Consider the following 14,493-nt stretch of genomic DNA (forward strand, 5'->3'; position numbering starts at 1 on the left):
CTTGTTGTATGGGCAGCGTGCTCAGGGGTAGGCGACGTACACGTCGCTGAGCAGGTCGGCAGGCTGGGGCTTGGGGTCGGACTTGGCGCGGCGCACGGCGTCTTCGATCAGGTCCTCGACCTGGGCATCCACCAGGTCCAGCTGGGCGTCGCCGAGCAGACCGGCGCGGGTGGTGCGCTGGCGGAACTGCATCAGGCAGTCGCGGGTTTCGCGCAGGTTCTTCACCTCGTCCGGGGCGCGGTAGGTTTGCGCGTCGCCTTCGAAGTGGCCGTAGTAGCGGGTCAGCTTGACCTCCACCAGCGACGGGCCCTGACCGCTGCGGGCACGCTCGATGGCGGCGCCGGCCGCCTCGTGCACGGCAAAGAAGTCGTAGCCGTCGATGGTCACACCGGGCATGCCGAAGCCGGCGGCGCGGTCGGCGATGTGGTCGCACGCCACCGACCAGTTGGAGGCGGTGGCCTCGGCGTAGCCGTTGTTCTCGGCCACGAAGATGCACGGCAGGTTCATGATCGCGGCCAGGTTCATGGCCTCGAACACCGCACCCTCGTTGGAGCCGCCGTCGCCGAAGAACACCACGGCCACGTCATCGGTGCCCTTGAGCTTGGCCGCCAGGGCAGCGCCGGCCACCAGGGGCGCGCCGGCGCCGACGATGCCGTTGGCGCCGAGCATGCCCTTTTCCAGGTCGGCGATATGCATCGAGCCGCCCTTGCCGCCGCACACGCCGGTCTTCTTGCCGTAGATCTCGGCCATCATGTCGTGCACGTCCACGCCCTTGGCGATGCAGTGGCCGTGGCCGCGGTGGTTGGAGGCGATGCAGTCGCTGTCGCGCAGGTGCGCCATGACCCCGGCGGCCGACGCCTCTTCGCCGGCATACAGGTGCACGAAGCCTGGGATCTCGCCGGTGGCGAACTCGATGTGCAGGCGCTCTTCGAAGGCGCGGATGGTGCGCATGACCCGGTAGGCATGCAGGAGTTGCTCGGTGTTCAGGTGAGTGGACATCTTGTTGTTCTCCAGGGTTGTCTCAGCACTGAGGGTGCGCAGGGTGTTGCGGGTGTTCGCGGCCTACCGCCAGCAGGCGATGGCGGGCGGCGAAGGCCAGTACGGCCTCCACGTCGATGCTCAGGGGGCCGTGGGCGTCGAGGGTGACGGTGGGGCGGTCGTGCTCGCTGAACTCGATCTCGCGCTCGCCGTCCAGCGCCAGGGTGCCGCTGGACAGGCTCAGGGAGTAGGCGACGCCCGGTGCCAGCGGGCCGGCGGCCGTGATGCCGCAGCCTTGCACCAGGCCAGGGGCCAGCGGCGCCAGCAGCGCCTGTTCGGCCTGGCCGTTAAGACGCACCCAGGCCCCTTCGGCGGCGTGGCGCGACACCGGGCACCACAGCCCGCACAGCGCCGAGAGGCCGATGGCATGGGGTTCGGCGAAGGTGGCGAAGACTTCGGCAAGGTCTTCGGCGCGGCTCAGGGCGCGGGCGCCGATGAAGCGCTGCGGCGACACCGCGACTTCCACCAGCGCCCATTCGCACAGCTCCCGCGCCGGGTCGCGCACCAGCAGGCGCTTGTTGCGGCGCAGGCCCACCTGGGCCGGGATGCGCCCGGCGGCGAACAGCCCGCCGGCCAGCCCGGCGCTGGTGGCCTCGCGCAATTCGGGGAAGGCGTTGTTGGTACCGGTGGAAAGGGTCAGCAGCGGAATGTCGCCGACCTCGGCGGCCACCGCCTTATGGGTGCCGTCGCCGCCGAGCACGGCGATCAGTGCGACCCCGCGGGCGAGCATCTGGCGCGCGGCCAGGCGGGTGTCCTCCACGGTCTGGCGCAGCGGCATGTCGAGGATGTCCAGTTGCGGCCAGCGCTGGCCGGCGGCCTGTGGGCCGTTGCTGGCCTTGAGCACGGCGGCGGCGATGCCGGTCATGTCCGGCGGCAGCAGCACGCGCCGGATGCCGGTGGCGGCGAAGGCGGCCAGCAAGCGTTGCACGGCCGAGGCCTTGTCGGTGCTGGAGTACAGGCCGGCGCTGGCGGTAAGCCTGCGCAGGTCGCGGCCCGAGGCCGGGTTGACGATGATGCCCACGGTGGGGGCGGGATGGCTCATGGCGCACCTCTGGTTCTTGTGTACCAGGGTTGGAGCAAGGGTGGTGCCAGGTTGGGTGAAAGGCTTGACCCAGAGCCTTTGCGCAGCATTCCAGGGGCGTACTCGCGGGGCGTCGGCAAGACGCTGCGTTGCAGTGCGGGCAGCGCAGCGGCGAGACACCGAGACGCTGCGTCTCACGGCGCCGCTTGCCCAGGCGGTGCTTGTCGGGGCCTGGCAAACGGCGCTTAATGGGCCGCATAACGACAAGAACACGAGAACCGGAGGCCCCATGCTTGCCGCGAACTCCAGAGCCCACGTCGACTGTGTCAGCCGTGTGCTCAAGAATGCCGACCGCCAGCCCCAGGCGCCGGTACCGCCGTTGATCCTCGACTCCTGGCGCCGCTCGATGGAGCAGCACCGCCTCGACCCTTCCTCGCAGCAAGGGCCGCGCATCCTGTCGCAAACCCTGCTCAACGAATGCCGCGAACGCGCCGAGCTGTTCATGCGCATTGCCAGCGATGCGGTGGCGCGCCTGCACGAGCGGGTGCGCGGGGCCGACTACTGCGTGCTGCTGACCGACGCGCAGGGTCGCACCATCGACTACCGCGTCGACGCCGCGCTGCGCAACGACTGCCGCAAGGCCGGCCTGTACCTGGGCACCTGCTGGTCGGAAGGCGAGGAGGGCACCTGCGGGGTGGCGGCGGTACTGACCAGCCAGGTGCCGGTCACGGTGCACAAGCGCGATCACTTTCGTGCCGCGTTCATCGGCCTGACCTGCTCGGCGGCGCCGGTGTTCGACCCGCAGGGCAAGCTGCTGGGGGTGGTCGACGTGTCGGCGCTGCAGTCGCCGGACGACCGGCGCAGCCAGCACCTGATCCGCCAACTGGTGGTGCAGACCGCGCGGGAGATCGAGAACGCGTTTTTCATGCACAACGCCCAGGCGCATTGGGTGTTGCGGGCGCACAGCGCGCCGGGGTATGTGGACAGCCAGCCGGACTTTCTGCTGGCCTGGGATGCCGACGGACGCCTGCAGGCGCTCAACAGCCTGGCGCGCTCGGCATTGCTCTCGCGCTACGGCGAGCTGCCGGCGCATATCGGCCAGCTGTTCGACCTGGACCAGTTGCGCGCGGTGACCGACGAGTCGGCCCAGCGCCTGAGCTGGAGCGCCGATGGCGATGCGCTGCATGTGCGGGTCAGCTCGCCACAGCGTCCGGCGCGGGTGGTGCCGGTGCCGGGCGGGGTGGATGCACGGGTGGAGGAAAGCCTGCGCCTGGCGGTGCGGGTCAAGAACTGCAACCTGGCGGTGCTGGTGGTGGGCGAGACCGGTGCGGGCAAGGAAGTGTTCGCGCGCCAGTTGCATGAACGCAGCGCGCGGGCCGGCAAGCCGTTCGTGGCGCTCAACTGCGCGGCGATTCCCGAGAGCCTGATCGAGAGCGAGCTGTTCGGCTATGTGGCCGGGGCGTTTACCGGGGCTTCCAGCAAGGGCATGCGCGGGCTGCTGCAGCAGGCCGATGGCGGCACGCTGTTTCTCGACGAGATCGGCGACATGCCGCTGGCCTTGCAGACCCGCCTGCTGCGGGTGCTGGCCGAAGGCGAGGTGGCGCCGCTGGGTGCGGCCAGGCGCGAGCGTGTGGATATCCAGGTGATCTGCGCCACGCACCGCGACCTGGCGGCGCGGGTGGCCGACGGGCGCTTTCGCGAAGACCTGTACTTTCGTCTGGCCAATGCGCGCTTCGAGCTGCCGCCGCTGCGCGAGCGCAGTGACCGGCTGGCCTTGATCAACCGCTTGCTGGCCGAGGAGGCGGCCGGTTGCGGGGTGGACGTGGGCTTGAGCGAGGCAGCGCTGGAGTGCCTGCTGGGGTATCGCTGGCCGGGTAACCTGCGCCAGTTGCGCCAGGTGCTGCGTTACGCCTGCGCGGTGTGCGCCGGTGGCACGCTGCAGTTGCAGGACCTGCCGGCGGATGTGCGCGGGGCGCAGGTGCAGGGCCAGGTGCAGGCCAGCATGAGCCCGCAGCGCCAGGTGCTGCTGGAGGCGCTGGTACGCCATCGCTGGAAACCGGGGGAGGCGGCCAAGGCGCTGGGTATTTCGCGGGCCACCTTGTACCGGCGGGTGCATGCGCATGGCATCGAGATGCCGCGCATGGGGCGGGACTAGGCGGCGCATTCATCGCGGGTCAAGCCCGCTCCCACCGGTACAGCGGTGATCCTGAGATCAATGGCGTTCCTGTGGGAGCGGGCTTGACCCGCGATGGGCGTACCGCAGCCCAAAAAAAAGACCCCGGCACCAGGCCGGGGTGTTTTTTCACATCACACCTGCATCACTCGTCGTTGGCGAGCTTGTGTTCCAGGTAGTGAATGTTCACGCCACCTTTGCAGAAACCTTCATCGCGCACCAGCTCGCGGTGCAGCGGGATGTTGGTCTTGATGCCGTCGACGACGATCTCGTCCAGCGCATTGCGCATGCGCGCCATGGCTTCGTCACGGTCCTTGCCGTAGGTGATCAGCTTGCCGATCAGCGAGTCGTAGTTCGGCGGTACCGCATAGCCACTGTACAGGTGCGAGTCGACGCGAACGCCGTTGCCGCCCGGTGCGTGGAAATGCTTGACGGTACCCGGGCTCGGAATGAACTTCTTCGGGTCTTCGGCGTTGATCCGGCACTCCAGCGAGTGACCGCGAATCACCACGTCATCCTGGGTGAACGACAGCTTGTTGCCAGCGGCGATGCTGAGCATCTCCTTGACGATGTCGATACCGGTGACCATCTCCGAAACCGGGTGCTCCACCTGAACACGGGTGTTCATTTCGATGAAGTAGAACGCGCCGTTCTCGTAGAGGAACTCGAAGGTGCCGGCACCACGGTAGCCGATGTCGATGCACGCCTTGACGCAGCGGGCGAAGACTTCCTGGCGGGCCTTTTCGTCGATACCCGGGGCTGGCGCTTCTTCCAGCACCTTCTGGTGGCGGCGCTGCAGCGAGCAGTCGCGGTCACCCAGGTGCACGGCGTTGCCCTGGCCGTCGGACAGTACCTGGACTTCCACGTGACGCGGGTTGGTCAGGAACTTCTCCAGGTACACCATCGGATTGCCGAAAGCGGCGCCGGCTTCGCTGCGGGTCAGCTTGGCCGAGGCGATCAGGTCCTCTTCCTTGTGCACCACGCGCATGCCGCGACCACCACCGCCACCGGCGGCCTTGATGATCACCGGGTAGCCGACTTCACGGCCGATGCGCAGGGCTTCTTCCTCGTCTTCCGGCAGCGGGCCGTCGGAACCCGGAACGGTCGGTACGCCGGCCTTGATCATCGCGTCCTTGGCCGACACCTTGTCGCCCATCAGGCGGATGGTGTCGGCCTTGGGGCCGATGAAGGCGAAGCCGGAGTTCTCGACCTGCTCGGCGAAATCGGCGTTTTCCGCGAGGAAACCGTAGCCTGGGTGAATGGCGGTGGCGCCGGTCACTTCAGCGGCTGCGATGATCGCCGGGATGTGCAGGTAGGAGTGGGTGGCCGAAGCCGGGCCAATGCATACCGATTCGTCGGCCAGGCCCAGGTGCATCAGCTCGCGGTCGGCGGTGGAGTGCACGGCGACGGTCTTGATGCCCATCTCTTTGCAGGCGCGCAGGATCCGCAGGGCAATTTCCCCGCGGTTGGCGATCAGGACTTTTTCCAACTTGGCTGGCATCGTTGGTTCTCCGCGGTTCAAACGATGGTGAACAGCGGCTGGTCGTACTCAACCGGCTGGCCGTCTTCTACCAGAATGGATTCGATCACACCGCTGGTTTCAGCTTCGATGTGGTTCATCATTTTCATGGCTTCGACGATGCACAGGGTGTCGCCTTTCTTCACGGTCTGGCCGACTTCGACGAAGGCAGGCGAGGTAGGCGAGGCTTTGCGGTAGAAGGTACCGACCATTGGCGAGCGGGCCACGGTGCCGTTGAGCTTCGGCGCGGCTGGCGCTTCGGCGGCAGCCGGGGCAGCGGCGGCCACAGGGGCGGCGGCCGGTGCGGCAGCCATCGGGGCTGGCGCGTAGTACTGCTGGGCCGGGGTCTTGCTGTGGCGGCTGATACGGACGGACTCTTCGCCTTCCTTGATCTCCAGCTCGTCGATGCCAGACTCTTCCAGCAGTTCGATCAGTTTCTTGACTTTACGGATATCCATTAATCATCAACTCCCAAGGGTCGGTCAGGGTCGTATAAACGTGAATGTTAACGTTCGTACACGGCCCGGCCTGCGGCCAGGCTTCGGTTATTCAGGGTTTGGCGTGCGCTGCCAGGTGTTCCAGGGCGGACTCCAGGGCCAGGCGATAGCCGGTGGCGCCCAGGCCGCAGATCACCCCTACGGCGACGTCTGAAAAGTAGGAGTGGTGGCGAAACGGCTCGCGCTTGTGCACGTTGGACAGATGCACTTCGATGAATGGGATGCTCACCGCCAGCAATGCGTCACGTAATGCGACGCTTGTGTGCGTGAAAGCCGCCGGATTGATCAGGATGAAGTCCACCCCTTCGTTGCGTGCGGCGTGGATGCGATCGATCAGTTCGTACTCGGCATTGCTTTGCAGGTATTGCAGATGGTGGCCGGCGGCGCGTGCACGCTGCTCCAGGTCCTGGTTGATCTGGGCCAGGGTCACGGCCCCGTAGACGCCCGGTTCGCGGGTGCCTAGCAGGTTCAGGTTGGGGCCATGCAGCACCAGTAGCGTTGCCATCTGCGGTTCCTTTTATTGTCGGGCAAAAACGTAGCGCGGCGACTATGCCGCAAACTGCCGAGCACTGTCCAGTTACCTGCAATAGCCAGCACGATGACCGAGATTCGCGCGAAATTTATGACTATCTTGCCAATTTCGGTCATCCGTGGCGCTTTTCAAGCGGCCCCAGCAGTTATAGACCCACTTCGCTGCGAATGCGCGCCAGGTGTTCGGCAAATTCGCCGGCTTTTACCTCGCCTATCACCCTGCTGTCGGTTTTTTCGCTGCCGTTCGCGGCAAACACCAGGAAGCCCGGCGGGCCGAACAGCTGGTAGCGGTCCAGCAGCGCGCGTTGCTCGGCGTTGCTTTGGGTGATGTCGAACCGTACCAGGCGGTAGCCCTGCAGTTGCGCCTGCACGGCCGGATCGCCGAGCACGTCATGCTCGATCACCTTGCAACTGATGCACCAGTCGGCGTACCAGTCCAGCAGCAGCGGTTGCCCGGCCGCCCTGGCTTCGGCCAGCAGGCCATCCAGGGCGGCGGGGGTGTTCACCGTCTGCCAGGCGCTGACCGGTGCGGCCGAGGGGGTGCTGGCGGGGGCGGGGAGTGGCCGCAGCGGGTCGGCCTGGCCACTGAAGGCGCCGTACCAGCAGGCCAGCGCGTAGGCCAGCAGCAACAGGCCGAGCAGCTGCGCCAGGCGCTGGCCGGTGGTCTTCACGCCGAACTCCAGGGCGCCGAGGAACAGCGCCACGCCGGCTGCCAGCAGGCCGATCAGCAGCAGGGTGAGCGGGCCGGGCAGCACGCGGCTGAGCAGGCCGATGGCCAGGCCCAGCAGCAGCACGCCGATGGCGTTCTTCACCGTGACCAGCCACGGCCCGCTTTTGGGCAGCCAGGCCGCACCGCCGGTGGCCACCAGCAGCAGCGGCGCGCCCATGCCCAGGCCCAGGGCGAAGAGTTTCAGCGCCCCGCCGATGGCATCGCCGCTGGCGCTTATATATAGCAGCGCACCGGCCAGTGGCGCCGACACGCAGGGCGAGACCAGCAGGCTGGAAACCACCCCGAGTACGGCGGCGCCCAGCAGCGAGCCGCCCTTGGTCTGCCCGGCCACGCGGTCCAGGCGGCTGCTGATGAACTGCGGCAGCTTCAGTTCGAACAGGCCGAACATGGCCAGGGCGAATACCACGAAGAATGCCGCGAAGGGCACCAGCACCCAGGCCGATTGCAGGCGTGCCTGCAAATTGAGCTGGGCACCGAACAGGCCCATCAGCGCGCCGAGCAGGGCGAAGCAGGCGGCCATCGGCAGCACGTAGGCCAGCGACAGGGCCAGGCCGCGACCGCCACCGACCTGGCCACGCAGCACCACCCCGGAAAGGATCGGCAGCATCGGCAGCACGCAGGGGGTGAAGGTCAGGCCGACGCCGGCAAGGAAGAACAGCAGCATTTCCTTCCAGCTCCAGGCGTTGCTGCTGGCCGGGGCGGCGGCGGTGGACGCTGCGGCGACGCCGTCGATGCTCAGGCGCTCGGTTTCCGGCGGGTAGCACAGGCCCTTGTCGGCGCAGCCCTGATAGCTCACCACCAGGGTGAAGGGGCGCTGGTCGGCAGTGCGTGGCAGGTCGATGTCGAGGATGCCGTGGTACACCTCGACGTCGCCGAAGTACTCGTCGTGCTTGGCCTCGCCGGCAGGTAGCTGCGCGGTGCCCAGGGCGATGTCGGCAGGTTCGGTACGGAACTGGAAGCGGTGACGATAGAGGTAGTAGCCCTCGGTGGTGACGAAGCGCAGCTTGATGGCCTGGGCGTCGCCCTGGATCAGGTTGAGCTTGAAGGCTTCGCGCACGGGCAGGAAGTCGGCGCTGTTGTTCAGGCCCGGTGCGCCGAGGGTGGCGCTGGGGCGGTTGTCGAGCAGCCCGGCGCCCATGGCGGGCAGGGCCAGGACCAGAAGCAGGAGGCAAAGCAGGCGACGCATGAGCGGTCTCGCTGGGGGGAACGTGGGGGCAATGATAACGGAGTTTGAGCAGGAGCAATCGAGTTGAACCCATCGCGGGTCAAGCCCGCTCCCACAGACAATGCATCTGGCTCAATCAGGATGCATACCTGTGGGAGCGGGCTTGACCCGCGAGAGTCCCCTGGATCAGACCCGGAACGCCTGCACGGCGGTGTTCAGCTCCCCGCCCAGGCGCAGCAGATGCTCACCCTGCTCGCGCCCCTCGCCAATGCGCTCCAGGTTGTCCGCGCCCAGTTCGTGGATCCGTTCGCTATGGTCGCGAATCTCGCTCACCGCACCGCTCTGCTGCGCGGTCACGTCGGCGATGCGTACGGCGGTCTGCGCAATGGTCTGGATCGCCGCGACAATCTCGTCCAGCGCTCCATCGGCAGACTGCGCCTGCTGGGCAGTGGCCTCGGCGTGCTCCAGCTGCGCGCGCATGCCTTCCACCGATTCGCGTGCCGCCTGCTGCAGGCGCGCGATCAGGGTCTGGATCTCGCCGGTGGCTCCGGTGGTGCGCTGGGCCAGCGAACGCACCTCCTCGGCCACCACGGCAAAGCCGCGGCCCATCTCGCCGGCCCTTGCCGCCTCGATGGCCGCATTCAGGGCCAGCAGGTTGGTCTGTTCGGCAATCGAGCGGATCACCGTGAGCACGCCGCCAATGGTCGCCGACTCCTGGGCCAGGCCCTCGATCATCTGTGCATTGCCCTGCACCTCGTCCACCAGCAGGCGCAGCCCGCTCAGGCTCTGGCCGATCACCGCCTGGCCCTGTTCCACCGCCAGCCCCGCGTGGCGGCTGGCGTCGGCGGCCTGGCTGGCATCGCCGGCCACCTGGGTGATGGTGGCCTCCAGTTCGCCCAGCGCATCGCGGATCTGCGCGGTGTCGCCGGCCTGGCGCTCGGCGCCGTCGTGCAGCGCGCTGCTCATGCCGGCCAGGGCGTGGCTGCTGCCGGCCACCTGCTCGGCGTTGCTGCGGATGGTGCCCACCAGGTCTACCAGGTAGGCACGCAGGCGGTTGAGCGAATCCTGGATGTCGTGCATTTCGCGGTTGCTGCGCCCCAGCGCAATGGCCTGGCTGAAGTCGCCGCCGGCCCACTGCGAGAGCGCCGGCGCCAGGTTGCCCAGCACCCGCGCCAGGCGCCGCTGCAAGGTGTCGATGAGCAGGGCGATCAGCAGGATCAACCCGATCATCAGGCCCTGGATCACCCGCACTTCGCCCTGGATCTGCCCATGCTGCGCGCGCACCCCCGGTTCCAGGTCGGCGATGGCCTGCTGCACGGCGGCCATGCGCGCCTGGGTGGTGGTGGCCAGTTCGGTACGGCGCTCGATCTGCGCGCGGGTGCGCTGCAGTTCTGCCGGGTAGCGCGCCAGCAAACTGCCCAGCTCGCGCTTGAGGGCCACGCCGACGTCTTCGGCGCTGGTGGTGGCCTCGCTCTGCAGGCCCATCATCGCGGCGAAGTCGTCGGCGCCGGATTCCACCGCCGCGGTCACGCCCAGCAATGGCAGGGCGTCGAGGGCTTTGGCCTGGGTGATGATCAGTTGCAGTTCGCGCTCCACCTCGTCGGCCAGCTCGCTGCGCCCGCTGCTCACCAGCTTGTCACGCGCCAGCGACAGGCGGCCCAGGTGCAGGCTGGCTTCCAGCAGTGCCGACTGGTAATGCGCCGCCTCGGGATGGCCGCTGTCGTGGGCGTAGCGGGCGAGCTGTTCGAGGTTGGCGCCCAGTTCGCGTTCGGCCTGCAGCAACAGGGCCTGGGGGTCGCCGGCGAGCTTGCCGGCGGCCAGCAGCTCATTGGCGGTGAATGCCTGCAGGGTGTCGAGGCTGGGGCGCAGTTGCGCGGCCAGCTCATCGGGCAGCTGGGCCAGTTCCTGTTGCAGGTCCTGGGTGCTTTGCAGGGCGGTGGCGTGGCGCAGGGCATCGCCACTGTTCAGGTAATCCTGGGTGTTGCGGGCCACCTGGTTCTGGAACTGCTGGGACAGCGCCAGGTAACGCTCCATCAACAGGTAGGGCTGTTCCAGGGCGCGTTGCGACCACCACAGGGTCGCCCCCAGGGCCAGGCACACGGTTACCAGCAGCAGGGTGTTCAGATTGGTCAGCAACTTCAGGCGCATGAGCGGGCTCTACCAACGGCGGGATGGCAAGTGCCTGAAGTTATTGCGTTTTTATGACGTGGTTATGACGATGGCAGGGGTGTTGCGAAATAAAGTGGCTATATGGTGGCCCTGTCGCCGGCAACGCCGGCTCCTACAGGGGCCGGGTTGCTGGCGAAAAGGCTCAGGCCTCGACCCGCTGTACGCAGTTGCGCCCCGCACCCTTGGCCAGGTACAGCGCCTCGTCCGCTGCGGTGGCCATGCTCAGCGCATCCAGCCCGTCGCTCAGTTGCACCACCCCGGCACTGAAGGTGCACGACAGGTCACGCGGCTGCGCCGGGTAGTGGATCTCGGCAAAGCGCCGGCGAATCTCGTCCAGCACCTTGTGCGCCGCGTGCAGGTCAGTGTTGGGCATCACGATGGCGAACTCTTCGCCGCCATAACGGCCGATGAAGTCGGTCTTGCGCAGGCGCTGCTTGAGAAACAGCGCCAGGCTCTTGATCACCCGGTCGCCCATGGGGTGGCCGTGGCTGTCGTTGACCTTCTTGAAGTGGTCGATGTCGAGCATGGCAAAGCTCAGCGGGCGGTCTTCGCGCCGCGCCCGGAAGCTGCAGTCTTCGAGCAGTTGCAGGATGTGCGTGTGGTTGTACAGCCCGGTGAGGCTGTCGCGCACCATGCGCGCCTTGAGGTTGCGCGCCCTGGCCGCACGGTTGCGCACGGTGGTGATCAGGTGGCGCGAACGGATCGGCTTGGTGAGGAAGTCGTCGCCACCCTCGCTCATGGCATCGAGCTGCTTGTCCAGGTCGTCCTCGGCCGACAGGTAGATGATCGGCACGCTCACATAGCGGTCGTTGTGGCGGATCACCTTGGCCAGCTCGGTGCCGGTGCAGGCGGGCATGTACATGTCGAGGATGATCAGGTCGGGCTGAAAGTCGGCCAGCTCGGCCATGGTCTGGATCGGATCGGTGAGGGTGCGGGTGACGATGCCGGCATTGTTGAGCAGGCGCTCGGTGTGCAGTGCCTGGGCCCGCGAGTCGTCGATCACCAGCACCTTGAACGGTTCGTACTGGGTCACGCTGGTGAGCAGCTCGACCTTTTCCAGCAGGCTGGAGGCCTCCAGGGTACCGGTGAGAAATTCCTGGCCGCCGGCGCGTACCGCGGCAAGCCGGGTGGGGGTGTCGGTTTCGTGCAGGCTGAAGAACAGCAGCGGTACGCGCTGCTCCAGGCCCTGCTGGGCCTGGGCAGCCAGCTGCAGGCCCTGGCCCTGGCCGCCGAAGTCGACATCCATGACGATCGCCGCCGGCAGGCGCTCGGCCATCGAGGCCTGGAATGCCTCGGGGCTGTACAGCGGCTCGACCCCCAGGCCGAAGAACTCCAGCTGCTTGGCCAGGCGCTCGGCGCGCTCGTGGTCCTGCAGCATCACGTAGATGGGCTTGCGCAGCGGCGGCAGCGGGGTGCGCTCGAGCTGGTCGCCCTGGCGCAGCCCGGTACGCGACAGGCGCTGCATCAGGCGGTTGAGTTCGTTGATCAGGCTGCTGCTCAGGCGCGCGCTGTTGGCCTCCACCGCCGCCAGGGTCTGGCCGATGGCATCGGCCAGCAGGCTGTGCTCGGGCTGCTCGAAGCGTTCGGCGTAGCGCTGCAGGCGCAGGTTGGCCTCGCCCAGCTCGCTCAGGTCGCAGCTGGTCCACTCGCTGCGCTGCAGGCGCTGCCAGATCTCGAGAATTTGCCGGGCCTGGTGAATGACCCGCTGGGCAAAGTGTTGCTTGAGGCGCGCACGATTCGGGTCTTCTGGCTCGGTCATGTCCTGACTACTTGTAAGGGGTGAGGCAATTCGAGTGATGGCTCTATGCTAGCACCACTTTTCCGGCAATCGAGTGTGCTGCATCAATTAACTGGGGTGGCGCTAAATTCCTTTCCTGACCCGTTAGTCACTTATGCGAAGCGGCGCGCTTGATTTATAGTGCAGGCTTGGCTGGCGCCCCGGCCGCGCACGCTGGCACACAATGCTGGCCGGCGTGGGCACGAAGCGGGGGCCGCGCGGTCGAACCCTGGACACGACCTGACAGAAAGGACAACGCCATGCTGGACTGGAAAAACCGTACAGGCAAAGCCGAGGCACGCGAGCGGGTGGACGCCCGTGGCTCGGGCACCCGCAGCTACTTCGGCGGGCTGTTGTTCAGCCGGGCGCTGGGCACCCTGATCGGTCTGTACCTGCTGGTGACCATCGCCCTGGGCTGGTACTGGAGCCAGGAGCCCGACCTGTTCCCGGTGCAGCAGAACGCCCAGGCCGCCGCCGAGCGCAACGGCCAGCAGATGGTCGTCGGCTACACCACCGTCGAAACCCTCAAGACCGTGGTTGCCACCCTGCTCGACAAGCCAGGCGGCTACATCTCCAACGACCGCTTCCCGCCGGGCCTGTGGATGGACAACATGCCCAGCTGGGAATATGGCGTGCTGGTGCAGGTACGTGACCTCAGCCGTGCCCTGCGCAAGGACTTCGCCCGTTCGCAGTCGCAGTCGGCCGAAGACGCCGATCTTGCCAAGGCCGAGCCGCGCTTCAACTTCGACAACAAGAGCTGGATCCTGCCGTCGAGCGAGTCGGAGTACCAGGAAGGCATCAATTCGCTGAACCGCTACCAGAAGCGCCTGGCTTCGCCAGACCAGCAGGGCGCGCTGTTCTACACCCGTGCCGACAACCTCAACAACTGGCTGGGCGATGTGGCCACGCGCCTGGGCTCGCTGTCCCAGCGCCTGTCGGCCAGCGTGGGCCGGGTCAAGCTCAACACCACCCTCAAGACCGAATCGGTGGTGCCGGGCCAGGTGCCGCAGCTGGACGAGGAAGTGGTCGAGACGCCGTGGCTGCAGATCGACAACGTGTTCTATGAAGCCCGTGGCCAGGCCTGGGCGCTGTCGCACCTGCTGCGCGCCATCGAGGTCGACTTCGCCGACGTGCTGGCCAAGAAGAACGCCACCGTCAGCGTGCGCCAGATCATCCGTGAGCTGGAAGCCTCGCAGGAGCCGCTGTGGAGCCCGATGGTACTCAACGGCAGCGGCTTCGGCATGTGGGCCAACCACTCGCTGGTGATGGCCAACTACATTTCCCGCGCCAACGCCGCAGTGATCGACCTGCGCCAGCTGCTGTCCCAGGGCTGATGCTGTTCAGCCAGAGCGAGGCGGCGCACCGCGCCGCCTCGGATGCCGAGCGCATCGCCTGGGTCGACGAGCAGGACAACCTGCTCGGCGCCAGGCCGCGGGCCGAGCTGCGCGAGCAGGGGCTGATCGGGCGGGGCACCTACATCCTGCTGTTCAACAGTGCCGGCGAGCTGTGCGTGCACCAGCGCACCCTGAGCAAGGCGATCTACCCCGGCTACTGGGATGTGGCCGCCGGCGGCATGGTCGACGAGCACGAAAGCTACGAGCGCTGCGCCGCGCGCGAGCTGGCCGAGGAGCTGGGGGTGAGCGGCGTGTCGCTGAGCTTCCACGAGCGCTTCTTCTTCGACCAGCCTGGCAACCGGCTCTGGTGCGCGGTGTTCTCGGCGGTCTGGGACGGGCCTTTGCGCCTGCAGCCCGAGGAGGTCAGCCAGGCCCGCTTCATGCCCTTGCAGGCAGCCCTGGACGACAGCCTGAGCACCCCCTACTGCCCCGACTCGCTGGCGGCGCTGAACCGTTTCGTGGCGCGGCGCGGCTGACGT

The 14,493-nt window shown here is 67.3% G+C and carries 11 protein-coding genes; 3 read left to right on the forward strand and 8 right to left on the reverse strand.

Features of this window, described 5'->3' with window-relative positions:
- Positions 1-21 precede the first annotated feature (21 nt).
- Together DN387_RS25200 and DN387_RS25205 are read right to left on the reverse strand one after the other, a co-directional pair.
- Positions 22-999 (reverse strand): thiamine pyrophosphate-dependent dehydrogenase E1 component subunit alpha, encoded by a 978-nt coding sequence (locus DN387_RS25200; protein ID WP_254506398.1) that lies wholly within the window; start codon positions 997-999, stop codon positions 22-24.
- A gap of 22 nt (positions 1,000-1,021) precedes the next feature.
- On the reverse strand, positions 1,022-2,080 hold the full coding sequence (locus DN387_RS25205; RefSeq protein WP_043860465.1) for an ATP-NAD kinase family protein: 1,059 nt from the start codon (positions 2,078-2,080) through the stop codon (positions 1,022-1,024).
- A gap of 268 nt (positions 2,081-2,348) precedes the next feature.
- On the opposite strand from DN387_RS25205, the gene DN387_RS25210 reads away from it, so the two are divergent.
- On the forward strand, positions 2,349-4,214 hold the full coding sequence (locus tag DN387_RS25210) for a sigma-54-dependent Fis family transcriptional regulator (RefSeq protein WP_054916141.1): 1,866 nt from the start codon (positions 2,349-2,351) through the stop codon (positions 4,212-4,214).
- 163 nt (positions 4,215-4,377) lie between these two features.
- On the opposite strand, the gene accC is transcribed toward DN387_RS25210, so the two are convergent.
- The 6 genes from accC to DN387_RS25240 form a co-directional block, all read right to left on the reverse strand.
- Positions 4,378-5,733 (reverse strand): acetyl-CoA carboxylase biotin carboxylase subunit, encoded by a 1,356-nt coding sequence (gene accC / locus DN387_RS25215; protein WP_043860463.1) that lies wholly within the window; start codon positions 5,731-5,733, stop codon positions 4,378-4,380.
- Between the two features lie 17 nt (positions 5,734-5,750).
- The gene (accB, locus tag DN387_RS25220; RefSeq protein ID WP_043860462.1) at positions 5,751-6,209 is read right to left on the reverse strand and encodes an acetyl-CoA carboxylase biotin carboxyl carrier protein; all 459 of its coding nucleotides are present in this window, start codon (positions 6,207-6,209) and stop codon (positions 5,751-5,753) included.
- Positions 6,210-6,300: 91 nt separating this feature from the next.
- Positions 6,301-6,753, reverse strand: coding sequence for a type II 3-dehydroquinate dehydratase (aroQ, locus tag DN387_RS25225; RefSeq protein ID WP_043860461.1), 453 nt, complete (start codon positions 6,751-6,753; stop codon positions 6,301-6,303).
- Positions 6,754-6,925: 172 nt separating this feature from the next.
- Complete coding sequence (locus DN387_RS25230; protein ID WP_054916140.1) at positions 6,926-8,695, reverse strand: protein-disulfide reductase DsbD; 1,770 nt, start codon at positions 8,693-8,695, stop codon at positions 6,926-6,928.
- A gap of 165 nt (positions 8,696-8,860) precedes the next feature.
- The gene (locus DN387_RS25235; protein WP_054916139.1) at positions 8,861-10,822 is read right to left on the reverse strand and encodes a methyl-accepting chemotaxis protein; all 1,962 of its coding nucleotides are present in this window, start codon (positions 10,820-10,822) and stop codon (positions 8,861-8,863) included.
- Between the two features lie 163 nt (positions 10,823-10,985).
- Positions 10,986-12,602: a PleD family two-component system response regulator gene (locus DN387_RS25240; protein WP_043860458.1), complete on the reverse strand. Its 1,617-nt coding sequence runs from the start codon at positions 12,600-12,602 to the stop codon at positions 10,986-10,988.
- A gap of 278 nt (positions 12,603-12,880) precedes the next feature.
- Between DN387_RS25240 and DN387_RS25245 the strand changes: the two genes are divergently transcribed.
- A complete protein-coding gene (locus DN387_RS25245; protein ID WP_043860457.1) occupies positions 12,881-13,954 on the forward strand; it encodes a DUF2333 family protein in 1,074 nt (357 codons plus the stop codon).
- The gene (locus tag DN387_RS25250) at positions 13,954-14,490 is read left to right on the forward strand and encodes an NUDIX hydrolase (protein WP_054916138.1); all 537 of its coding nucleotides are present in this window, start codon (positions 13,954-13,956) and stop codon (positions 14,488-14,490) included. The genes DN387_RS25245 and DN387_RS25250 overlap by 1 nt, the downstream gene beginning before the upstream one ends.
- The last annotated feature ends 3 nt before the right edge of the window (positions 14,491-14,493 follow it).

The sequence above is a fragment of the Pseudomonas sp. FBF18 genome (genome assembly GCF_024261405.1).
GTDB lineage: Bacteria > Pseudomonadota > Gammaproteobacteria > Pseudomonadales > Pseudomonadaceae > Aquipseudomonas > Aquipseudomonas palmensis.